Source organism: Exiguobacterium sp. s78 (genome assembly GCF_018618985.1).
GTDB classification, from domain to species: domain Bacteria; phylum Bacillota; class Bacilli; order Exiguobacteriales; family Exiguobacteriaceae; genus Exiguobacterium_A; species Exiguobacterium_A abrahamii.
This window is the reverse complement of sequence record NZ_JACSNB010000001.1, coordinates 1,198,199-1,216,988: the sequence shown is the minus strand read 5'-3', so window position 1 is coordinate 1,216,988 and position 18,790 is coordinate 1,198,199. Positions and strand designations below refer to the sequence as shown.

The following is an 18,790-nucleotide window of genomic DNA, read 5'->3' as shown; positions in this document are numbered from 1 at the left end:
GAGAAATGCTGATGTCTACTTTACTCAGTACACTGGCGATCCTCGTCATGGTGACCAGTGTGACCTATTTCATCGTCTATCAAGTCAAACGAAATAAAGGAACCCATCGTTCACCCGTCTATCGACTTGCTTTTAGTGGTCTGTTGGTCGGCTTGATGGTCAGTTATTTTTTGTTGACGTGAGTCGTGATTTTTAGTTTTTGATTTAAACAATAAAATCATTAATACAGTATTTGAAATAATGAAGGAGGTATACGATTGAAGATTCGAAAATGGATCCTTCCGCTTTTGCTACTCATCTGTCTTGCTTCACCGAATGCCGCAACAACATATGTGAAATGGACGGTCGCTCCGACGGGTCACTATCTCGAACGTCTTCAAGCGGCTGACATTCCTTATAAAGTCCGCCAACACACGCTTTACATTCAAGAAAAGGATCTGCGCCGCGTCACGTCGTGTTGTACATGACAACGATAGAAAACCCCCTCATTTCAGCGAAATGAGGGGGTTTTCTGATCAATCACGAATTAGCGAATCGTTTTTAATGCCGTTGCCCACGGAATGACTTGATCGAGCATCTGGTTGACCGATGTTTCTTGAACGGCTGCCGCTTTTAAGACCGATCCATTCTCGAAATCAGTGAACAAGGATAACGCTGGATGCACCCGGACATCGGCAATCAATAACTCACCGAGGATGCCACGCAAGTGTTCTGCCGCCCGAGCTCCACCGACAGAACCGTAAGAGACGATCCCTGCTGCTTTATTGTTCCATTCGACCCGTAGATAATCGAGCGCGTTCTTGAGTGACGCTGCGATTGAGTGGTTGTATTCCTGAACGATGAAGACGAATCCGTCTTGTGCTGCGACATCCTTCGACCAAGCAGCAGCACCCGACGCATCCCCATCCTTTTCACCTAGGAGCGGTAATTTGTAGTCCGCGATATCAAGAATCGTATAGTTCGCGTCACCTCGTTGATCAGCCAGTTGTTTGACCCAGTTCCCGACTTGTGGGCTGAGACGTCCTTCACGTGTTGACCCTAAGATGATGCCAATGTTTAATTTCTCCATCTTCATTTCCTCCTCTTATTTAGATGCGATTAGTTACGTTATCGTAGCGTTCTCTTAAAGGTATTCTTTTTCGATTTTCCGAGTGCTCCGGACCGTATCGATCGGACGGACCATTTGTTCGATCTGTTCTCGTTGCGGCTCGAGGAATGGTGGTAACGACAATTTCTCCCCGACCGTTTCGTATGGCTCGTCACCCATGAAACCAGGACCATCCGTTGCCCATTCGAACAAAACACCGCGCGCGACACGGGCATAGAGGGACTCGAAGAAGAAGCGATCGACGTAACCGGACGTGTTGAAGCGTAGTTGTTGCATCCGCTCGATCCATTCCTGTAAGGCAGCCGTATCTTCAACGCGGAAAGCGACGTGGTGCACCGTTCCGAATCCTTGACGTCCGCTTGGTAGAACGACGTTGTGCTCAACGATGACTTGTGCGCCGTTTCCTCCTTCGCCCATCTCGAACAAGTGCAGGGAACCAGCTTGATCGACTTCTCGCATCAACATCGCTTGTTCGAGTACCGCTTTTAAATTGTCGAATTCCGCGATCCGGATGTGAATTGGACCGAGTCCCGTGATCGCGAACTCGAGGGGTACCGGACCATTTTGCCACGGTGTGCCGGAAGCGACACCTTGATTATGCTCGTCAGAAATCAACATGTATTGTTGCTCATCGAAATCGACGAACGAGAGCGTCTTCTTGCCGAATTGTTCTTTGATACCACGGTGCTTGACGTCGTATTTGTCAAAGCGTTTGATCCAGTATTCGAGTGCCGCATCCGTTGGGACACGGAACGCTGTCTTGAAGATTTCATTCGTTCCGTGTGATCCCTTTTGGATACCAGGGAAATCAAAGAATGTCATATCCGTGCCTGCAGATCCTTTATCATCAGCGAAGAATAAGTGATACGTCTGGATGTCATCCTGATTGACGGTCTTCTTGACCAATCGCATCCCTAGGAGGTTCGTAAAGAAGTCATAGTTTTTCTCGGCACTGCTCGTAATCGCTGTCACGTGGTGGATTCCTTTTAATTCATTCATGAAAAATCGCTCCTTTAATGGTTATTATCTTGAATTCGAGATATCAGCCTAAAAATTTTTTATTGTTTTTTTGCTTGATAGCCGATCGTTTTGGCTGTCTCGATGAATGCTTCGAGTTCTGACGGGGCTATTCCTTGAAATACTTGATTGATTGCTTGCTCGTGCTTTGGAAAAATAGCTTCCATCAGTTGGTGTCCTTCAGAGGTCAGTTCCGCAAATGTCACACGCCGATCCTCTGGACATGCTTTTCGGACAACGTAATTTTTCTTTTCGAGCTTATCGATGACATAGGTGATGCTACTGCTGGTGATCAAGACTTTTTTCCCAATCAATTGAATCGGTTGCCTGCCCCTGTGAAACAGCAACTCAAGAACCGAAAAATCCGTCGGGTTCAATCCCCATTGCGCAACATCCTTCTTGATGACTTCATGTAACGCATCAACTGCGCGCACCATGACCGTCAATGCTTTCAAGTTCGGATTCGGTCGTGTCATTTCGTTCACCTCTTTTGTATCTTCAATTCATATATCTTTAATTCGAGATAAATATACCATCCTGATTTTTGTTCGTCAACTGTTTTGAATCACTTTAAATGATGATAAACACTTTAGATGTTCGAAGCGTTTATCATCATTTAAAACAAAGCACGTGCCCTTCTCCTAATCGATAGTGATCTGTCCCAGAAAGAATATACGCCGTATCATCAGGTAATCCGATCGCGTGATTCATTTGAGGCAGGTGTTCCTGAAAACGGGTTGCCCGTTTTTCCTGGTTTAAATGAGGACAGATACAACCGCTCAGCCAGCCTTGCCCCGTATCCAGGCAATAGTCCGTTTCGTCCTCACTCGTACGGATCCCGTATTCCATCGCATAGATCGCTCCAGCACTGACACCGACGTACCATATTCCACGCTTAACGGCTTGTTCAAGCCATAGATCCATGCCTTTTAGAGCAAGCATCTGAACGAGTAACGGATAATTGCCACCGCCGACATAAAGAATGTCGGCACACTCTATTAATCGTCGTTGCGTCGCCATGGATAGTTCGTCGTCAAATAGCGTGACGACCGAGACGATCGCTCCAAGTGCTTCATATGTATCTCGAAATTGGTATTGGTATAACGATTCATCTCGACTTGCCGTCGGCAGGAAGACGATATGTGGCGCGTGTTTCGTCAGTTGAACGACATGCCGATTGATGAATTGATGAGACGGAGCAACCAGTTGACCGCCTCCGATTAGCATGAGGTTCATCTTTTTTCTCCTTTGCAACGCTTTTTAGAAAAAGGAATACAGTCCGTGTTCGTAATAATCAAATTCTCGTTTAGTCAGTCGCTCAAAACGGTAGCCTTCATAAAAGGCATCAAGGGCTGACGGATCATCGATGATTGGACTGATCGCAAGAGCGATGTCATACCGCCGATCGCCCGGTCTCATCGCTCCGACATCAATGAACGACAGCGTTCCGTCCGTCGCGATGAACAGATTGTCCGTCGTACAGTCTCCATGAATCCAACTGGCAGTTATCGGCTCCGGACAGGAGGACTTTAATCGTTTCAGTAAATCCAACGTACCGGAAGTCCAAGCAGATGCGACATAACGTTCCGCTGTCATAAGTCGTTCCGTTAACCACTCCTGTGACGTTCCCCCTGTCGTACGTTGATGAAACTGGAAAAGATACGTTCCGAACGCTTGCCACAGCTGAATCCGTTGCTCGCTTGTCGCCTGTCTTAAAGCTGTCGTCAACGTCATCCCGTCTCGCCACTGCATCAAGAGATGGTTTTGCTGTTCCGTCTTAAAAAAACCAACGTACTCAGGTAGGAACCCTGGTTCTCGTTGCATCCATTCTTCTAAGACAATTGCTTCTTCTGCGAGCCATTCTAGGTATCTCGCTTCCGTAGCAGTCTTTAGTAAGTAACTCCCTTTCTTTGCTTCAATCCGGTACACAATCGAAGTTCCCCCTTGCTCACCGAGTTGTTCGACGTGCTCGATATCTCCCGTCAGTTGTTCGATCCGTACAAGTGTCGCTTCCGTCATACCGTATATCCCGTGAACGGCACTGGCGTCGACAGTCGAATCCAGGTCGACGGTTTGCCGTAGACCGATGCGTCATCGAGAAAACGTTCCAGTGTTGCAACGGACGCGGTTTGCAACTTGACCATGAAGTTATAGCTACCGGTCAGGCGGTGACACTCGACGACTTCTGGATGTCCTTTACAAAATTCAATTAAGCCTGCGCAGCGTGTCTCTTCGAACATGACGACCGCGAGTAACCCTTGCGCGAGTGCTTCTGGATTAATGACAGCGCGGAATCCTTCGATGATTCCCGCGTCCTCCATTTTTCGGACCCGTTCGATGACGGCAGGTGCCGATAACCCGATCTGTCGTCCGAGTTCCGACCATGGAATCCGGGCATCGTCTTGCAGAATCCGGACAATCTGTTGATCAATTTGGTCCATTTTTCATCTCCCTTTCGAATTAAAACCACTTTCTTCAAATTAACACGGAATCAAAGGAAAATATAGCCTTTCCCTATGTTCTCCTACTGTGCTCCTCAAAATGCTTTTCTTATACTAATTACAGGAGGTGATACATATGGAATCAACCTGTGTCCGGTGTCAAGAAACGATTGAAACGACAGTCTATCAGTGCTCGCACGCTTGTACGTTTTGCGAACCGTGTACGAAAACGCTCGAGCATATTTGCCAAAACTGCGGGGAGATGCTTGAACCCGTCACGCCAGTCGCGACATAAAAAGACGGATGCCTCGGCACCCGTCTTTTGTCTATTTAGATCGTCTCTTGTGATTGCCGCTCGGCTAAGCGTCCTTTTGCTTGTTCTTGATGCGGCTTGATCGCCGACTCCCCGAGTGCTTTCGCTAGACCTCGGGTTGGAAGATTGACATACATCGACTCATAATTGCTGACTTCGAACGTTTCATGAAAGATCCCGACCGTTTCTGATGTCCGTGCCTTCTGATTGAATCGTTTCCACGCCGTCAAATGACGGGAACCATGGGCATATGCCATCAATTCTTCCGTCGAACGCCAATATTGAATCAACGTCACGGAACGCCAACCGACAAGTGACTCATGCGAAATCAGACCGACATCGTTTGCATAACACTCTTGTAGCATCGGTCCCATCGCCTGGACCGTCGGCAACCATTGCCGGACGGAACGCAGACGATTGATCCGTAAACCGATGATAAACACGACGACGTCTTTGTTCGGAGTCGCAATGATCCGTTTCATGTCAATTTCCTCCTTCAAGGGTCTCAAGGGAAGCGTCACACCAATCGAGTAACGCACGTGTCTTCCGAATGCCATAATCAAGCGTCAATAACCAATAGACGGCATCATTCGAGTCCGGATAAGAACGAATCATCGCATCGATCGCTTGATACGTCTCAAGTCGTTCTTCGAGCAATCGCGCGTGCTCCTGAATTTTCTGCAAGGTGACCTCTTTTGAAGCATGTCGAGCGAAGTACAGCTTCAACAACAGGTCGTTCCGTTGCACCGGCAGTTCGACGGACGGTTCAGCGACCCACCTCTCGAGCTCTGCATGCCCGTTTTCCGTCAGGGCGAATTGTTTCCGTTCCCCATCCGTGACCTCTTCAACGATCAAACCTTCCGCTTCTAACCGTTTCAGCGTCGGATAGACTTGTCCGAAGCTGATTTTCCAAAAGTGATTCAAGCTCGTATCGATCGTGTGTTTCATCTCATAACCAGACGTACATCCGCTTGCAAGAAGTCCGAGAATCGCATAACGGGTCATATTTTCTTTTGGCATCGGTCCCTCCTATATCTAAAAGATAGTATCTTTTAGATATAGTTCCCGTTCATTCAAATGCCAAACAGGAAATTTACTGGATGAAGCAGGAATTCTCATTTTAAATCCGAATTCTTGTTCACATACTTAATTAAAAGGAGTTCTCACATGACATATGCTAAAACTTCTCTCTTCTTTAGTTTGCTCGGTCTGCTCATCGCCTCTATGATTTTCCCGCCGCTCAACTGGTCGTTCGGACCAAACTCGATGCTTACGATACCGATTGGACTTGTCATTTATCTGTTTGGAATCGGACTCGGGATCGTTGCCATCAAACGACGCGAACCGGGAATTCTCAAATACGTTAGTCTCGCCTGTGCCGTTCCACTTGGTGTGTTACTATTGCTCTTTCTCGGTTTCATCTTCAGCGGGCAGATTTAATCATTTTACAAGAGTTGTTCATGAGACGTTTTCCCGTCTGCATCGCACGTCAGCTGATGGATTGCTGGACTCCCCATCGCGCCCAGCCACTCATTTGCCGGTCGCCCAGTGTAGTGTTCGAGCACTAACGCCAACACGAGACCATGCGTCGCGACGACCAATCGGTGGTGCGGGTGGGTTTTACGTAGCTGATCGATGGCTACTAGAGCACGATTGCGTGCTATTTGATTCGACTCTCCACCTTTTTGCGCGTAATCATCATTTTGGAATGATCGCTTCAACAGTTCTTCTAGCCGTTCAGGTGATAAACGTTCGTCTGTTTCCTGAAAACACCGTTCCTGAAACGCTGCCTCGTAGATCGGCAAACCTCGTTGCTCAGCAAGTGGGCGAACGGAGTCCATCGCCCGTTGCATCGGACTCGAGTAGATGGCGTCAATCGGCAGCGCTTCAAAGAACGCTACGAGTTCCTGCGCTTGTTCTTGACCTGCATCCGTTAATCCCCGCCCTCGATCACTGCCTGTTTTGATCGATTCGCAATGGCGAATGAAATAGAGCGTCCTCATCGCAACTGGACCCACTTTCCTTCAGAAATCACGTCTACGTTCGAACCGATAACACGGATCGCTGTCGCGTCGTCGATCGCGTACGCCGGATTCGTCAATGTCTCAGCCCAAGATTTGGCAGCTTGTAAGTGATTATCTGGTAATTGCGGATGATCGAGGTGTGGGAAAATTGAAAAGTCAACGAGACCTAATGTTGCGTCCGATTGCTCCGGCGTCTTTTTCCATCCAACGAAATCTGTTCCGATTCGTGGCGTAAGGACCATGCTACCGGCGCTCATCCCGACATAAACACCGGTCAGTTGCGGTAATAGTCGATCGAAGCCCGATTCGACGAACCAGTGATATAGAAAGAGTGGATCACCACCATTAACGAGAATGACATCCGCTTGTTCGACCGCTGGTTGCCAAATTGCTGGATCAATTACCGAGACCGCTGATAATTCCAACAGACCGACTGACTTCCATCCTAAATCGACCATCGGTGCCTCATCTTTTCCTTGAATGAAGTTGACAGCGAGGTCCGTTCCTCTGCCTAATGCGTAGGAAGCTGTCGTGATCGCGATGGCATGGCATTCCTCAATCGGTTTTCTGAGCATCTCGCGTAACGCGTTGTGAATCGATGGATTTTGTATCCCATCAGACGTTAATAAATAGTCCATCATGATACCTCCTGTCCTTTGCTTCAGTTTACAATATTTGTTTCTTTCTGGTATCCTTACTTTTATTCCCACTAGAATAGGAGGAATCATATGTCTTTCGACTTAATGACGTTACCTGAAACGACGTTACACTATCGTCTGATTCTCGGAACTTCCAATCAACCAACGTTTATCTTTGAAAATGGATATGGACAAGATCTTTCAACCTGGCAACCAATCATGGATCAAGTTGAAGGACTTGGACGATCTTGATGTATGACCGTACGAACATCGGTGGTAGTATGCAGCATGATTCCGAGACTAGTCGCCAGAGCGTGAATCGCCTTCGCCGTTTGATCCATACCTTATCTCTCAAACCACCCTTTATTCTTGTGGGTCATTCCTATGGCGGCACGTTAGTTCGACAATTTGCATCGCAATATCCAAGTGAAATGAAAGGTCTATTGCTCATCGATGCAACACCAGAGTCCTATATTCAACGCTTCTTACCAGTGATGCCAAACACGTTCCAATCCATATACAAAAAACAATTCACGCTCGAATGTACATACAAAGATTTTAAAGAGAGTATTGAAGCGACGAACGTTGATATCCTCTACCCATTTCCAGTCATTGTTCTGTCTGCTGGTAAAAAAGATCATTATTCGCGTGAGGCGCAACTATTGTGGCACGAATTGCAACGACAAACTGCTGCACAGTCGATCCAAGGCTTGTTGATCGAAGTTCCAAACAGCCGGCACTTCATTCAACAGGATGCCCCCCATATTGTTGTCGATGCGTTACATCGTTTGATTTCAGGTGATTCTTAAGCTCTTTTCAAAGGAACTATTTCCCATTTCCAAACGTATACTTAATATAAGCTTGATTCGACACACTGATTGGAGGCACATATGTATTCGATTCCTAGCTACTTCATACTCTACTTAAAAATCATGCTGACGGATAAGATTCCGGTCTTTTGGTCGTTGATTTTCCCGTTGATTCTCGCCTTTGTCTTCGGGTCACGCCTCGACTTCACCGAGAACAGTTTCCTCTCATTCCTCGCGCTCTTTTGGGGCTATATCTTACTTTCGATTTACGTGAATGGCATCGGACTCCAACTTGCCCGGATGCGGGAGCATGGTTTGATGAAGACGTATATCATGATTTCCGGTAGTAAGATTGGTTGTATTCTCGCACTCGTACTCGTTCAGCTCGTGTTTGCAGCCGTTAGTTTGACGGTCTTTACGACGATCTTGATGCTTGTATTCGGCTTCTTCTCACCTTTGACGTTGTTACTCGCTTATCTCGTCTTGTTGCTCAGTATCCCGCTTGCTTTTGCAAGTATCGCCTTGACGATGCTTCCGGCAAAGATTTCGAGTATGTCGACATTAATCAACATCGTCATGTATCCGCTGTTCTTGTTCGCAAGTAACCAACCGGATCGCTGGTACAGTTACTTGAATCCTTTTTATGTCATGAAAACACTTGGTCTCGCCGTCTCTGAGCACGTTACGGGAGCATCGTTACTTATCTTGACCGTCGTACTCGTCGTTTATCTGTTACTTGGTCTATTCTCTGTCAAACGCTTTAATCTCATGTCATTGCTGACCCGATAGGAGGATTCAGATGCACGTTCAACACGTACGCTTCAACTATCCGAAATCACCTGATCTGTTACACGATGTCTCCTTTTCGCTTGTTCCCGGAAAATTGAACGTCTTGATCGGGATGAACGGTGCCGGGAAAACGACACTGTTTGATTGCATGACCGGTGCCTTACCGATCACGTCCGGAGAACTAGACTTACCCGATATCTCGGACATTCTCTATTTGACGCAATTCATCTATTACTCGGATGAATTAAAGGGTAAGGATGTCGCCGTCTTCGTCGGTCGGCTCGCTCGTTTGAAAGCATATCGCAAGCAAGAGACGTATACGCGTCATCTGAAACAGCCACGAGAGCTCGATTTATTCGCTCATCTGTGGGAGATGAAAATCGGTAAAATGTCCGCTGGCGAAAAGAAATGGTTGTTCGTCACCCTGTTGACGACAGTACCACGTTCGCTCTACATCTTTGATGAGCCAACGAGCGGGGTCGACCCGGCAATACGGCTTCATATCATGCGACGCTTCGAGCAGATGACAGCAAACGGTCAAACGTGCCTCTTCTCGACCCATCAATTACACGATCTATTGCATACCGATGCCCATGTCATCTTTCTCCATCAAGGTCGTATTTTGTACGAAGGCGACTTCAAGGATTGGTTGAACCGATTCGAGACGACCGATCCGGACGTCGCGTTCGTTCAGATGCTTGAACTGGCAGGATAACGTTAACCACCTCTCTTTTGGAGGTGGTTTTTTTGTAATATTTGAAATATAGGTTTTCTAAAAACATGTACAGGATATACACATTATAAGAAAGGAGGTCGTCCGATGAACTTCATTTCCGGTCAAGCTTTTATCACGATGATGGATTCACTTTTCAACGAAGAGGAATGGAATCGACACGTCTTATACGTCACTGCGAATTCAGCAGCGATCCACTTACAAAAACGATCTACCACCATTCTCTCGCAGCCTATGGAATGTCAGATTTCGTTTCTCGTGCATTTACCAACGCTAGAAAAACGACTGATCGTCAAAACGAATCAACAGGAGACGCGTCAATTTTTCTTTGATTCAATGGCTTCCATCGATTGTATGTGCACTAGTATAATGCCGTGGGCGAATCAAGGGAGATTCAATGAGGAGGAAAACGTTCATGTCCACCAACACTCTTGAACAACGCATGAATGCCGTCCTCGATTGTTTGGCGGCCGCAAAGGACTACAAACGCATCGCCGGACGGCATGATGTGTCGTATCAACAATTGTATAACTGGGTCCGGCGCTATGAGAGCGGCGGTATTCCTGCCCTGACGGATCGCCGTGGCCGGAAGTTACGAAGCGAACGACTTACTTCGACTCAGCATACGCTTTGAACCGATCAAGGATCGCCTGCCAGCCCGCTTGTTGCATTTCAGGCGGGTTGCTTGTTTCGGCATCAAACGATTCGACGACTTCGGTCTGTTGCCCGTTCCGGGAGAAGTCGATTGTCACCTGGCGACCATCTTCGAGGACATACGCAATGCGTTCGTAAGGAACGATTGTCTCGTATGTACCCGTGAAATCAAACCCCATGCTACCATCTTTTGCTTCCATTCGATTCGTGAATTGTCCGCCGACCGTCAAATCATTCGTTGACGCCGTCGTATGCCAATCGTCAGACGCTGCGTTCCAGCGTTTGATGTCTTCCGGTGCATTCCAAATCTCCCACACGGTCTCGACCGGACGGTCAATCACGGCTTGAATCGTTAGTTTCGTCATCTTTCTTCCTCCTTACTAATTGAAGTTCCCTCCCTATTTCGAGGACGACTAAATGAATTCCTTGTTATTATCGATTAATTCAGAGGTGATTTCGGACGCTTTGTTTTCCATAACATGAACAATAAAATCGCTGGAACGAGACAGATGATTGCATCGGTAACGGTCGGCAGTCGTAACGCGGGACTTGTTAAAAACCGAACGCCTTCCACCGTCCAAATCGTTAACATACAGGCGGTCAATGCTGCAAGCCGCCAGCGTCTCGGAATCCGGATCCAATAAGCGAGGAGTCGCTCCGATAACTTCATCTTCCTTCCACCTTTCGGACCGCTTTCAGAAAGCTTTGTTCCGTTTTATAGGAGGCGTCGCGCCACATGAAACGTTTTGTATGCTGGAACGTATTTTTTTCAAACTGATTTCCCGAACTCGTCTTGAAGTAATGGGCGACACTTAACGAACCATCGAATGTGTTTCTAATGATCGTGTTATCATGGACATCATGCTGGACGAGCAATTGACCACCCTCGAGCCCTTTCGTATCATTGCCGATCAGCTGATTTTGCTCGATCCGGACACGTTTTGTACCGCCTCGCTTCGTGTCATACCCACCGATCGCAATTCCGGTGTAGACGTTTTGCCGTACATCATTCTGGCGCACAATGACATCTTCTGCGTATCGTCCGGCATGTTCACTCGTCACTTCAATCCCGATGTCACTCGCTTCGACGAGATTCTTCTCAATTGTTAGGTTTTTCCCACCATCGACATAGATACCGGCTGCATTGTATTCCTTCCCGTAAGCAGGATTGCCGTAGCTCGACGTCCGGTAAACACGATTTTCCGACACGACGCCCTCACGGACGTAGTCGTCTTTCTTCGACTGAGCGATTCCTTCGTGTCCGATCAAATCAATGCCGATGTTGTCGTTATCCCGTAAAACGTTCTTCGTCACCCGGAAATGTTTGACGTTTCCGTTTAAGACGAGGGCTTCACTGAAACCGAGACGATTCTGCTCGACTCGGTTACCGGTGATCGTCAGGTGACGAATCGCTCCCGTTCCGTAGACGGCGATGCCGTGTGCATTCCCATCTTTCGCGAGCGTCTTGATGTGGCGGACCGTATTGTTCTTCAACGTGATGTGTGATCCTGATCCTGTAATCAAAATACCGATCGGTGTCGCGTCCGTTCGTTTCGACTGAACGGCTTCGATCGTCAGACCTTGAATTGTTACGTATTTCCGATCCTTGATCTGGATGATTGGTAAGGTGGCGTCCCGATCTTTGATGTTTTTCCCGCTTAACGTGACCTGCTCGTCTTGATAGTTTCGGAAGGAGATCGGGCGTTCTCTCGTTCCGCTCTGTCTAACGTTCAGTGCCTCGTGATACGTTCCCTTTCGCAAGTAGACCGTCGTACCCGCAGTCGCTTTTTGCGTCGCTTGTCGAATCGTTTTAAACGGATGCTTCAACGTGCCGGTATTTTTATCACTGCCGTTCGGTGAGACATATAACGATTTTGCCGTCGATTCGACTTCTTCACTTGTCGAAGCACAACCGACGAGCAGGACGGTTGCTAATAACCATTTGCCTTTCATGATTTCCTCCTTTATTTATCAAGAACATTGTTGGTATAATCTAGGTATCATTTCTAATTTTTTGAATATTTCGATTTCATCTCGATTCACTACGACTATGGAAAAGAGGAACACGTCATGAAATATGCTCTATTTTTCATCCTCCTTTTCTTGCTTGCTGGTTGCACAACGGAAGCAACCGTCCTTCCAAAAGAAACCGTCAAGATCAAGAAGTCTTCCTTTTCGATCACACCTTCTACCGCGAAGGACGAGTCGCAGCAACAGCGGACATTTTTCTTAACTGGTACACTCGATCGCCCGCTCCAGCTCAAGGCAGTCCAATTTGACGATACAGAACCACCAGAGGTGCTGATCGACAAATCGATTCCTGCCGGTACATATGATCGCACGCCGTTCCAGTTGACGTATGATTTGAACCTACTCAACGATTCGCATGCCTTCACCTATTCGCTTGATGCGAAGAATGGTATTCCTGAGACGAAAACGGTCTATACCTTACCTCAAAACGTCCAGACTGACAGCGGTCAATTCAATGATCAAAAACAGACGAATGCTTCATTCTATCCTTTACTCCTCAAACGCTATACGACAGGAGAATCGATCATCGGTCGCTCAATCGACACGTTATCCTCCCCTCACCTAAAGGTCAGAAAACAAGAAGGCGCAATTTTGATCTATTTGACGAAATCACGATAAGGAGAACGGCGGACCGAGAAAAGTCCGCCGTTTTTTAGTCCGCTATGACATGCGACATGTCAGCTTCTAATCGAATCACGGCTTCCCCATCCCTGTATTCAACGATCGTCAAACTCGTTCCATGAATGAACGGCGGATCCCATAATGTCGCGAACGGCTTTCGTTGAAGATATGTCAGCAAGATGTTAAGGAAGATGCCGTGGGTGACGATTAAGATGTTTTCGTCTTCTTCATGGTCTGCCAGTCGTTCCAAAAACGATAGAATGCGCTCCCGGACCGCGTCAAAGGATTCTCCACTCTCCGGTATGTACGTATGCGGCGTTTGCCAAAATGCAGCATGAGCAAGCGGGTGTGCGACTTCAATTTCCGCCGCCGTCCGCCCTTCCCAGGTTCCCATGTGCATTTCACGCAATCGATCGTCTATGGTGACCGGAATCGATGGATCGAGATCCATCATTCGAACTGTTTCTCGGACGCGACCAATCGGACTGATATAGAGATGATCCAGATGAATTTCACGTAAGCGGTGACCAAGGTCCCGCGCATTCTGTCTGCCCTTTGCTGTCAGAGGAGAGTCTTCCCAGCCTTGCATTCGTTTTTCTAAGTTCCATTCCGTCTCGCCATGACGCGTAATGTAAAGTGTTGGCATCTATTCCATCCTTTCGATTTCTAGTTTCTTTCAAAAGTGTATCAAACTCTGACTACTTTTTCCTGCAACTAGATAAAACGAATCCAGAAGAGAAATTCACCAATCCGTTCGGTATGATGAAGATAGACCTAAAGGAGGAATTCGATGAATCGCCAAGAGATGATTGACCTTGCCAAACAAATCCGCTCAGATGAGGAACGTCCTCAAGTCACACCTCCTCATCCACCGCAAGCGATCACGACTACGCTACACGTGCCGACTTCAGTCGGAGATGTCCGAGTGTTGTGCCACTCACCGATTGATGCAGCAGAACCGCTACCTGGATTCATCAGTTTCCATGGTGGCGGCTTCATCACCGGAACGCCAGAGATGGATGAACCATGGAATCTGTTTCTCGCCGAGACCGCCAACTGTCATGTTCTCAATGTCGAGTATCCATTAGCGCCGGAGCATCCGTTTCCTGTTCCGGTCCACGTCACCTTCGAAGTCGTTCAATGGATTTTCCAACATGCTGAGACGCTACATCTCGATGCGGCGCGCATTGCGATCGGAGGGCATAGTGCCGGCGGGAATCTTGCGACTGCCATATCGTTATGGAACGTCGAGCAGACGCATCCGGTTCCGCTCATCGCTCAAATCCTTGATTATCCTCCGCTCGATCTCGCGACGGATCCCGCGGACAAACCGTTCTTCGAAGAAGCGATACCAGCTGAACAGGCACGTCAGTTCAATGCGATGTACATCGCACGACCGGAAGACGCGTACCATCATCTCGCTTCACCACTTTATGCGGCTCAACTCGAAGCATTACCGCAGACGCTCGTCCTGACGGCGGAGCTCGACTCGCTGGCGCAGGAAGCGCGGCAGTATGCGAAACGTCTTCAAGCGGCAGGTGTCGCTGTTGAGCACCAGGAATTCGCCGGTCAAGCTCATGCCTTTACACACCACGGTGACATCGATGCGGCGCTTCAGGCGTGGCAACGGATTGCTGATTTTCTTCGGCATGCCTTTCAAGCTACTGAACGTTCGTAATGTCGCATTATGAAGTACAACAGTCCCTCACTCCATCGAGTAAGGGACTGTTCGGTTTGCCGTTATTCGTTTTTGTTATCTTCTTTCCACCACAGGGCATCTTCTGGATTTTTTGCGACTTCATGGACTTCCTGTTCCGAAGCAACGGTCGGATGTGATCCTTTTAGCGCCTTCCCTGCCGTGTTCTCAAAGAAAAAGAAGAACGTGATGAAGCCGATGACGCTGACGGCTGTCAGGTAGTACGCAGGCGCAAGAGGGTCCTGCGTCGTATGCACGAGCCAGGTCGAGACGAGTGGGGTCGTCCCTCCGAAGATCGACACTGCAATGTTAAATGTGACGGAAAGCGTCCGGTACCGCACATCGGAATAAAAAATACTTGGCAACAAACTTGGCATCGTTCCCTCAAAGATTGACAAGAAGAAACCAAGGATGAAGATTCCGATACCGACGTATAGCAACCAGTCTTGACCGATCAGGAAAAATGACAGGATTGATGTGAAGGATAATCCCGTCAATCCTAGCAAGACTAGTCGGCGATTGCCGCGCCGATCGCTCAGGCGACCAAACGAGAAAGCGAGCGGAATCATGACGATCATGACACCTGTGATCAACATCGTACTCGTCGCACTCGGCAGACCAATGATTTCGTCCAGATAAGACGGCATATAGGATAACAACATATAGTTCGTGATGTTATAAAAGGCAACGGCGATGAAGCAGACGATGATATCTTTCCGGTGTTCTTGAACGATCGTTCGAAACGTCGCCTGTTCCTGCTCACTTTCATTGATCTCATTCTCGAAAATCGGTGACTCATCCAGGTGACGCCGAAGATACAGACCAAATAATCCGAGCGGTGCGCCTAAGATGAAGGGAATCCGCCATCCCCAAGATGACATTTGATCATCTGACAAAGAGACGAACAAAATCGTCGCTAGCACGGAAGCCAGAATGTACCCGGCTAATGTTCCGATTTCAAGACCACTGCCATACGCACTCCGGTGTTTATCGGGTGAAGATTCGGCGATATAGACCATCGCCCCAGCATATTCACCACCGGTTGAAAAACCTTGCAAGACTCGTGCTAAGAGTAAAAGAATTGGTGCCCAGACACCGATTTGATCATACGTCGGCAGCAATCCAATCAATAAGGTCGAAAATGCCATCATGACGATCGTTGTCGTCAAAACGACTTTTCGTCCCAGACGGTCACCCATACGCCCAAAAATTACTCCCCCGAGTGGTCGCATCAAAAAGGCGATCGCAAACGTCGCGAACGTAAAGACGAGTTTCAGTTCATCATTTTCCACACCACTAAAGAAGTTCTGACTGATGATGACGGCGAGGTAGGAGTACAGTCCAAAGTCAAACCACTCCATCGCATTGCCGATTCCGGTCGCATAGACACTCTTTTTCGTTTGCGCCGGATCGACGACGTTGACGCGTTCCCTTTTGAATCTCATGAAATTCTCACTTCCTTTACTATGAATGCGTTACGGTTAACATCTCACCTCACCTTTTTGATCATCGATCGCTTTCATTATTTTCAACATATGATTGCATGAATAAGATTCCCCCTATGCATGACCGATAAACGCTTCTTGACCTCAACCATATACAATTTCTCGTAGGGTTACGGAAAATAAAAAAAGACCCACCGAGGCGGATCTAAAAGTCATCGGATAGTTCCGAAATCGGACTGTCAGGAGATGCCGTTATGAGCCGAAGCAGGACTTGTTCCGGTCGATCACTGACGATCCACATCACGTCCGTTCCGTTTTGGTAGGCAAGATTGAGCTGTTTCCCTTGCTTTTGAACGTGTACCTTCAATCCGTTAACGGTACGTATCCGTTTTCCAAATCGTGCCGGAATCTGCTCACTTTTCAGTCGTGTCTCAATCACCGTGTAATGACGATTCGTGACAATTTTCGTCGTCATTTTTTTCTTGTTTCCTTCCCACGCTAGACTCCCTTCGATCGCCTCACCTTTCGTGGATTGGTCCCGAATGATATCCATCGAACTGCTTAATATCCAGTTCGACTTCTTTTCATAAATCATTAGCGAATCATATCGTCCCTCGATGACGCTTGCTAGCAGTAAATTATAGTCATCGAATCGCGCGTCCACTCGGAAATCGTCTTGCTTTAACGTATAGGTGGACTTGTCACTCAAGTCATATTTAAACTGATGCTCGGCCGTCTCTACAGCAGTCGGATAGGAGCCACTGTCGAACAAACTCGTACCATCAACGTGAATCTTTTCCTTCACCTCGACATTCTTTTCCGGTGCGCATCCGCTGATACAGAGGAGTCCTACTAGTAGAAGCGGTATCGTTTTTTTATAACTGATTCGTTTCATCACATACGCTCCTTCTTGTTTCATGTACATATTTGTAGACCCGGGTCGTCTTGCCATCCTTTTTCGATCACACGTCGCTGAAAAATCGAATGACGCACGGTACCGACTTGAAAAGGTGGCGTCGGTCGAATGATTCGATCCATAAAGTCTTTTGCTCCATATGGAAGGTAAAGTTCAAAATCTGGTCGTCTCGTCACGCCAATTGCTGTGACGGTCTCAGGAAACTGTGAAATCGCATCCGTTGCGGACTGATAAGGTGGTAATCCATTGACGAGATGCATTCGTGTTTGATTTTTAACAGACCACGGCAAATCCAATAATTTTCGTAACTGTTCTTCATGACGTTTTTCCGTGGCTTCCGAAAGATCAGTAGGATCGAAATAGACGATATCGATGTCCGATGTCGCCTGTCGTTCGACGTTCCAAATCTTCGAACGTAAGACACCGGCACAGATCCACCAATCAGGCAAGTGTAGTGTCGCTACCAACGCTAGCATCTCTTTTAACTCATGATCGTTTCGTAATCGCTGTTCAATTTCCTTATGATCCACACTCATCTCCTCCGATTCGTAGAACTATTTTCCCTTCATACTGTCGGGATTCCATCAACTGATGTGCCTCTTGCACTTCTGATAGTTGAAACTCGTGAATCATCGGCATCTTCAATTTCTTATTTTCGAGTAGAAACAGGATATGGGATGCAGCCCGTTTAATCCGATTTGGATCCAATTGACGCGTCGTTCCAAGGCTAAATCCACGAATCGTCCGGCAACTGGCATGGACATCTGTCGTCGAGAGTTCACCTGCTGATCCGCTACTGTTACCAAATTGTACGAGTGTCCCGTAATTAGCGAGACAATCAAGACTTTTTCGCGTTACGTGACCCGCGACAGAATCAAAAATGACATCTGCTCCCTTCCCATTCGTCAACAAAAGGACGTTTTCGGCAAAATCATCATATGTGAATACATGTTCCACACCAAACGATTGTACGTATTTTATTTTCTCACGATTTCCTACTGTTGCGATGAGTTGCTTCACACCTCTATGTAACGCAAGCTGAATCAATGCAGTGCCTACTCCACCTGCTGCACTATGTATAATGATTGTGTCGGTCGGCTTCACTTGACCAATTTCAGTCAGTAACATCTCGCTCAGAATTCCTACTGTAGTAAATAAGATTGCTTCCCGCAACGAGATCGATAGTGGGACTCGATATACGAGTCGCTCGTCCGCTCGAACGATTTCGGCATATGATCCGGTTTTTGCAAATGCCATGACACGATCGCCTATTTGAAATGCCGAATTTGGATTAGAAGCTATTACAATGCCGGTTACGTCTAAACCAAGTACGAACGGAAACGTACCCGTTGCTTTTCCTCCTCGGCGTTGTTTTATATCAGCAAAATTCACACCCGCCCAAGCAACTCGAATCAAGACCTCTCCAGGGTTAAGTACTGGATCCAAACATTCATCTTGTTGAAGCACGTTAGCCTCTCCGTATGTATGTTGTATGATACGTTTCATCTTATTCCTCCTTATCACCCTTTCATTTTACCTCATATTTCCATTTAAC

General features: G+C 47.4%; 30 protein-coding genes. 12 read left to right on the top strand and 18 right to left on the bottom strand.

Features of this window, described 5'->3' with window-relative positions; genetic code table 11:
* Positions 1–11: 11 nt before the first annotated feature.
* Together KNQ18_RS06175 and KNQ18_RS06170 are read left to right on the top strand one after the other, a co-directional pair.
* Entirely contained in the window at positions 12–182 is a 171-nt protein-coding gene (locus KNQ18_RS06175) for a hypothetical protein (RefSeq protein ID WP_023468416.1), read from the top strand.
* A gap of 75 nt (positions 183–257) precedes the next feature.
* Positions 258–467, top strand: coding sequence for a hypothetical protein (locus tag KNQ18_RS06170; RefSeq protein WP_029341800.1), 210 nt, complete (start codon positions 258–260; stop codon positions 465–467).
* Positions 468–526: 59 nt separating this feature from the next.
* Here KNQ18_RS06170 and KNQ18_RS06165 read toward each other — a convergent pair whose 3' ends face one another.
* The 6 genes from KNQ18_RS06165 to KNQ18_RS06140 form a co-directional block, all read right to left on the bottom strand.
* A complete protein-coding gene (locus tag KNQ18_RS06165) occupies positions 527–1,069 on the bottom strand; it encodes an NADPH-dependent FMN reductase (protein WP_050678013.1) in 543 nt (180 codons plus the stop codon).
* A gap of 54 nt (positions 1,070–1,123) precedes the next feature.
* Complete coding sequence (locus KNQ18_RS06160) at positions 1,124–2,107, bottom strand: ring-cleaving dioxygenase (RefSeq protein WP_215084125.1); 984 nt, start codon at positions 2,105–2,107, stop codon at positions 1,124–1,126.
* A gap of 59 nt (positions 2,108–2,166) precedes the next feature.
* Positions 2,167–2,601 carry a MarR family winged helix-turn-helix transcriptional regulator gene (locus KNQ18_RS06155; RefSeq protein WP_215084123.1) on the bottom strand — a complete coding sequence of 145 codons (435 nt, stop codon included), beginning with the start codon at positions 2,599–2,601 and terminating at the stop codon, positions 2,167–2,169.
* Positions 2,602–2,737: 136 nt separating this feature from the next.
* Positions 2,738–3,361 carry a Type 1 glutamine amidotransferase-like domain-containing protein gene (locus tag KNQ18_RS06150; RefSeq protein WP_215084121.1) on the bottom strand — a complete coding sequence of 208 codons (624 nt, stop codon included), beginning with the start codon at positions 3,359–3,361 and terminating at the stop codon, positions 2,738–2,740.
* Between the two features lie 24 nt (positions 3,362–3,385).
* On the bottom strand, positions 3,386–4,144 hold the full coding sequence (locus KNQ18_RS06145) for an aminoglycoside phosphotransferase family protein (RefSeq protein ID WP_215084119.1): 759 nt from the start codon (positions 4,142–4,144) through the stop codon (positions 3,386–3,388).
* A complete protein-coding gene (locus KNQ18_RS06140; protein ID WP_149427436.1) occupies positions 4,141–4,566 on the bottom strand; it encodes an Lrp/AsnC family transcriptional regulator in 426 nt (141 codons plus the stop codon). The genes KNQ18_RS06145 and KNQ18_RS06140 overlap by 4 nt, the downstream gene beginning before the upstream one ends.
* 136 nt (positions 4,567–4,702) lie before the next feature.
* On the opposite strand from KNQ18_RS06140, the gene KNQ18_RS06135 reads away from it, so the two are divergent.
* Entirely contained in the window at positions 4,703–4,861 is a 159-nt protein-coding gene (locus KNQ18_RS06135; RefSeq protein WP_214770271.1) for a DUF1272 domain-containing protein, read from the top strand.
* A gap of 35 nt (positions 4,862–4,896) precedes the next feature.
* Here the strand turns inward: KNQ18_RS06135 and KNQ18_RS06130 are convergent, their stop codons facing one another.
* The gene (locus KNQ18_RS06130; protein ID WP_214770274.1) at positions 4,897–5,361 is read right to left on the bottom strand and encodes a DUF4188 domain-containing protein; all 465 of its coding nucleotides are present in this window, start codon (positions 5,359–5,361) and stop codon (positions 4,897–4,899) included.
* Between the two features lies 1 nt (position 5,362).
* On the bottom strand, positions 5,363–5,899 hold the full coding sequence (locus tag KNQ18_RS06125; protein ID WP_075642403.1) for a PadR family transcriptional regulator: 537 nt from the start codon (positions 5,897–5,899) through the stop codon (positions 5,363–5,365).
* Between the two features lie 147 nt (positions 5,900–6,046).
* On the opposite strand from KNQ18_RS06125, the gene KNQ18_RS06120 reads away from it, so the two are divergent.
* Positions 6,047–6,319: a hypothetical protein gene (locus KNQ18_RS06120; RefSeq protein ID WP_214770276.1), complete on the top strand. Its 273-nt coding sequence runs from the start codon at positions 6,047–6,049 to the stop codon at positions 6,317–6,319.
* A gap of 5 nt (positions 6,320–6,324) precedes the next feature.
* Here KNQ18_RS06120 and KNQ18_RS06115 read toward each other — a convergent pair whose 3' ends face one another.
* Together KNQ18_RS06115 and KNQ18_RS06110 are read right to left on the bottom strand one after the other, a co-directional pair.
* On the bottom strand, positions 6,325–6,882 hold the full coding sequence (locus KNQ18_RS06115) for a histidine phosphatase family protein (protein WP_215084117.1): 558 nt from the start codon (positions 6,880–6,882) through the stop codon (positions 6,325–6,327).
* Positions 6,879–7,541, bottom strand: coding sequence for a Type 1 glutamine amidotransferase-like domain-containing protein (locus KNQ18_RS06110; RefSeq protein WP_215084115.1), 663 nt, complete (start codon positions 7,539–7,541; stop codon positions 6,879–6,881). The genes KNQ18_RS06115 and KNQ18_RS06110 overlap by 4 nt, the downstream gene beginning before the upstream one ends.
* A gap of 90 nt (positions 7,542–7,631) precedes the next feature.
* Here KNQ18_RS06110 and KNQ18_RS06105 point away from each other — a divergent pair, with 90 nt between their 5' ends.
* From KNQ18_RS06105 to KNQ18_RS06080, 6 genes are all read left to right on the top strand, one after another.
* Entirely contained in the window at positions 7,632–7,793 is a 162-nt protein-coding gene (locus KNQ18_RS06105; protein ID WP_215084113.1) for a hypothetical protein, read from the top strand.
* The gene (locus KNQ18_RS06100) at positions 7,793–8,350 is read left to right on the top strand and encodes an alpha/beta fold hydrolase (protein WP_215084111.1); all 558 of its coding nucleotides are present in this window, start codon (positions 7,793–7,795) and stop codon (positions 8,348–8,350) included. Before KNQ18_RS06105 ends, KNQ18_RS06100 begins: the two co-directional genes overlap by 1 nt.
* An 81-nt stretch (positions 8,351–8,431) precedes the next feature.
* The gene (locus tag KNQ18_RS06095; protein WP_214805014.1) at positions 8,432–9,139 is read left to right on the top strand and encodes a hypothetical protein; all 708 of its coding nucleotides are present in this window, start codon (positions 8,432–8,434) and stop codon (positions 9,137–9,139) included.
* A gap of 10 nt (positions 9,140–9,149) precedes the next feature.
* Positions 9,150–9,854: an AAA family ATPase gene (locus tag KNQ18_RS06090; RefSeq protein WP_215084109.1), complete on the top strand. Its 705-nt coding sequence runs from the start codon at positions 9,150–9,152 to the stop codon at positions 9,852–9,854.
* A 105-nt stretch (positions 9,855–9,959) separates the two neighbouring features.
* Positions 9,960–10,307, top strand: coding sequence for a hypothetical protein (locus KNQ18_RS06085; protein ID WP_215084107.1), 348 nt, complete (start codon positions 9,960–9,962; stop codon positions 10,305–10,307).
* Complete coding sequence (locus tag KNQ18_RS06080; protein ID WP_215084105.1) at positions 10,288–10,506, top strand: helix-turn-helix domain-containing protein; 219 nt, start codon at positions 10,288–10,290, stop codon at positions 10,504–10,506. Before KNQ18_RS06085 ends, KNQ18_RS06080 begins: the two co-directional genes overlap by 20 nt.
* Here KNQ18_RS06080 and KNQ18_RS06075 read toward each other — a convergent pair.
* The 3 genes from KNQ18_RS06075 to KNQ18_RS06065 all read right to left on the bottom strand — a co-directional run bounded on the left by KNQ18_RS06075 (position 10,481) and on the right by KNQ18_RS06065 (position 12,479).
* Positions 10,481–10,891 carry an SRPBCC family protein gene (locus tag KNQ18_RS06075; RefSeq protein ID WP_214805017.1) on the bottom strand — a complete coding sequence of 137 codons (411 nt, stop codon included), beginning with the start codon at positions 10,889–10,891 and terminating at the stop codon, positions 10,481–10,483. The two genes, KNQ18_RS06080 and KNQ18_RS06075, sit on opposite strands and share 26 nt — an antisense overlap.
* 74 nt (positions 10,892–10,965) lie before the next feature.
* Positions 10,966–11,196 carry a hypothetical protein gene (locus KNQ18_RS06070; RefSeq protein ID WP_215084103.1) on the bottom strand — a complete coding sequence of 77 codons (231 nt, stop codon included), beginning with the start codon at positions 11,194–11,196 and terminating at the stop codon, positions 10,966–10,968.
* Positions 11,193–12,479, bottom strand: a complete 1,287-nt coding sequence (locus KNQ18_RS06065; RefSeq protein WP_215084101.1) for a right-handed parallel beta-helix repeat-containing protein — start codon at positions 12,477–12,479, stop codon at positions 11,193–11,195. The genes KNQ18_RS06070 and KNQ18_RS06065 overlap by 4 nt, the downstream gene beginning before the upstream one ends.
* Positions 12,480–12,596: 117 nt before the next feature.
* Here KNQ18_RS06065 and KNQ18_RS06060 point away from each other — a divergent pair, with 117 nt between their 5' ends.
* On the top strand, positions 12,597–13,175 hold the full coding sequence (locus KNQ18_RS06060; protein ID WP_215084099.1) for a hypothetical protein: 579 nt from the start codon (positions 12,597–12,599) through the stop codon (positions 13,173–13,175).
* Between the two features lie 34 nt (positions 13,176–13,209).
* Here the strand turns inward: KNQ18_RS06060 and KNQ18_RS06055 are convergent, their stop codons facing one another.
* Positions 13,210–13,824 (bottom strand): histidine phosphatase family protein, encoded by a 615-nt coding sequence (locus tag KNQ18_RS06055; RefSeq protein ID WP_215084097.1) that lies wholly within the window; start codon positions 13,822–13,824, stop codon positions 13,210–13,212.
* 144 nt (positions 13,825–13,968) lie between these two features.
* On the opposite strand from KNQ18_RS06055, the gene KNQ18_RS06050 reads away from it, so the two are divergent.
* Entirely contained in the window at positions 13,969–14,856 is an 888-nt protein-coding gene (locus tag KNQ18_RS06050; RefSeq protein WP_215084095.1) for an alpha/beta hydrolase, read from the top strand.
* A gap of 62 nt (positions 14,857–14,918) precedes the next feature.
* Here KNQ18_RS06050 and KNQ18_RS06045 read toward each other — a convergent pair whose 3' ends face one another.
* The 4 genes from KNQ18_RS06045 to KNQ18_RS06030 all read right to left on the bottom strand — a co-directional run bounded on the left by KNQ18_RS06045 (position 14,919) and on the right by KNQ18_RS06030 (position 18,741).
* Positions 14,919–16,319 carry an MFS transporter gene (locus KNQ18_RS06045; RefSeq protein ID WP_215084094.1) on the bottom strand — a complete coding sequence of 467 codons (1,401 nt, stop codon included), beginning with the start codon at positions 16,317–16,319 and terminating at the stop codon, positions 14,919–14,921.
* 205 nt (positions 16,320–16,524) lie between these two features.
* The gene (locus KNQ18_RS06040; protein WP_215084092.1) at positions 16,525–17,214 is read right to left on the bottom strand and encodes a hypothetical protein; all 690 of its coding nucleotides are present in this window, start codon (positions 17,212–17,214) and stop codon (positions 16,525–16,527) included.
* 20 nt (positions 17,215–17,234) lie between these two features.
* Positions 17,235–17,765: a nucleotidyltransferase family protein gene (locus KNQ18_RS06035; protein WP_353049768.1), complete on the bottom strand. Its 531-nt coding sequence runs from the start codon at positions 17,763–17,765 to the stop codon at positions 17,235–17,237.
* On the bottom strand, positions 17,755–18,741 hold the full coding sequence (locus KNQ18_RS06030; RefSeq protein ID WP_215084088.1) for a quinone oxidoreductase family protein: 987 nt from the start codon (positions 18,739–18,741) through the stop codon (positions 17,755–17,757). Before KNQ18_RS06030 ends, KNQ18_RS06035 begins: the two co-directional genes overlap by 11 nt.
* Positions 18,742–18,790: the final 49 nt, after the last annotated feature.

What these genes read in the sequence shown, in the direction of transcription:
- KNQ18_RS06175 (WP_023468416.1), top strand. Translation starts at nt 12, where the DNA reads ATGTCTACTTTACTCAGTACACTGGCGATCCTCGTCATGGTGACCAGT.
- KNQ18_RS06165 (WP_050678013.1), bottom strand. Translation starts at nt 1,069, where the DNA reads ATGGAGAAATTAAACATTGGCATCATCTTAGGGTCAACACGTGAAGGA.
- KNQ18_RS06160 (WP_215084125.1), bottom strand. Translation starts at nt 2,107, where the DNA reads ATGAATGAATTAAAAGGAATCCACCACGTGACAGCGATTACGAGCAGT.
- KNQ18_RS06155 (WP_215084123.1), bottom strand. Translation starts at nt 2,601, where the DNA reads ATGACACGACCGAATCCGAACTTGAAAGCATTGACGGTCATGGTGCGC.
- KNQ18_RS06150 (WP_215084121.1), bottom strand. Translation starts at nt 3,361, where the DNA reads ATGAACCTCATGCTAATCGGAGGCGGTCAACTGGTTGCTCCGTCTCAT.
- KNQ18_RS06145 (WP_215084119.1), bottom strand. Translation starts at nt 4,144, where the DNA reads ATGACGGAAGCGACACTTGTACGGATCGAACAACTGACGGGAGATATC.
- KNQ18_RS06140 (WP_149427436.1), bottom strand. Translation starts at nt 4,566, where the DNA reads ATGGACCAAATTGATCAACAGATTGTCCGGATTCTGCAAGACGATGCC.
- KNQ18_RS06135 (WP_214770271.1), top strand. Translation starts at nt 4,703, where the DNA reads ATGGAATCAACCTGTGTCCGGTGTCAAGAAACGATTGAAACGACAGTC.
- KNQ18_RS06130 (WP_214770274.1), bottom strand. Translation starts at nt 5,361, where the DNA reads ATGAAACGGATCATTGCGACTCCGAACAAAGACGTCGTCGTGTTTATC.
- KNQ18_RS06125 (WP_075642403.1), bottom strand. Translation starts at nt 5,899, where the DNA reads ATGCCAAAAGAAAATATGACCCGTTATGCGATTCTCGGACTTCTTGCA.
- KNQ18_RS06120 (WP_214770276.1), top strand. Translation starts at nt 6,047, where the DNA reads ATGACATATGCTAAAACTTCTCTCTTCTTTAGTTTGCTCGGTCTGCTC.
- KNQ18_RS06115 (WP_215084117.1), bottom strand. Translation starts at nt 6,882, where the DNA reads ATGAGGACGCTCTATTTCATTCGCCATTGCGAATCGATCAAAACAGGC.
- KNQ18_RS06110 (WP_215084115.1), bottom strand. Translation starts at nt 7,541, where the DNA reads ATGGACTATTTATTAACGTCTGATGGGATACAAAATCCATCGATTCAC.
- KNQ18_RS06105 (WP_215084113.1), top strand. Translation starts at nt 7,632, where the DNA reads ATGTCTTTCGACTTAATGACGTTACCTGAAACGACGTTACACTATCGT.
- KNQ18_RS06100 (WP_215084111.1), top strand. Translation starts at nt 7,793, where the DNA reads ATGTATGACCGTACGAACATCGGTGGTAGTATGCAGCATGATTCCGAG.
- KNQ18_RS06095 (WP_214805014.1), top strand. Translation starts at nt 8,432, where the DNA reads ATGTATTCGATTCCTAGCTACTTCATACTCTACTTAAAAATCATGCTG.
- KNQ18_RS06090 (WP_215084109.1), top strand. Translation starts at nt 9,150, where the DNA reads ATGCACGTTCAACACGTACGCTTCAACTATCCGAAATCACCTGATCTG.
- KNQ18_RS06085 (WP_215084107.1), top strand. Translation starts at nt 9,960, where the DNA reads ATGAACTTCATTTCCGGTCAAGCTTTTATCACGATGATGGATTCACTT.
- KNQ18_RS06080 (WP_215084105.1), top strand. Translation starts at nt 10,288, where the DNA reads ATGTCCACCAACACTCTTGAACAACGCATGAATGCCGTCCTCGATTGT.
- KNQ18_RS06075 (WP_214805017.1), bottom strand. Translation starts at nt 10,891, where the DNA reads ATGACGAAACTAACGATTCAAGCCGTGATTGACCGTCCGGTCGAGACC.
- KNQ18_RS06070 (WP_215084103.1), bottom strand. Translation starts at nt 11,196, where the DNA reads ATGAAGTTATCGGAGCGACTCCTCGCTTATTGGATCCGGATTCCGAGA.
- KNQ18_RS06065 (WP_215084101.1), bottom strand. Translation starts at nt 12,479, where the DNA reads ATGAAAGGCAAATGGTTATTAGCAACCGTCCTGCTCGTCGGTTGTGCT.
- KNQ18_RS06060 (WP_215084099.1), top strand. Translation starts at nt 12,597, where the DNA reads ATGAAATATGCTCTATTTTTCATCCTCCTTTTCTTGCTTGCTGGTTGC.
- KNQ18_RS06055 (WP_215084097.1), bottom strand. Translation starts at nt 13,824, where the DNA reads ATGCCAACACTTTACATTACGCGTCATGGCGAGACGGAATGGAACTTA.
- KNQ18_RS06050 (WP_215084095.1), top strand. Translation starts at nt 13,969, where the DNA reads ATGAATCGCCAAGAGATGATTGACCTTGCCAAACAAATCCGCTCAGAT.
- KNQ18_RS06045 (WP_215084094.1), bottom strand. Translation starts at nt 16,319, where the DNA reads ATGAGATTCAAAAGGGAACGCGTCAACGTCGTCGATCCGGCGCAAACG.
- KNQ18_RS06040 (WP_215084092.1), bottom strand. Translation starts at nt 17,214, where the DNA reads ATGAAACGAATCAGTTATAAAAAAACGATACCGCTTCTACTAGTAGGA.
- KNQ18_RS06030 (WP_215084088.1), bottom strand. Translation starts at nt 18,741, where the DNA reads ATGAAACGTATCATACAACATACATACGGAGAGGCTAACGTGCTTCAA.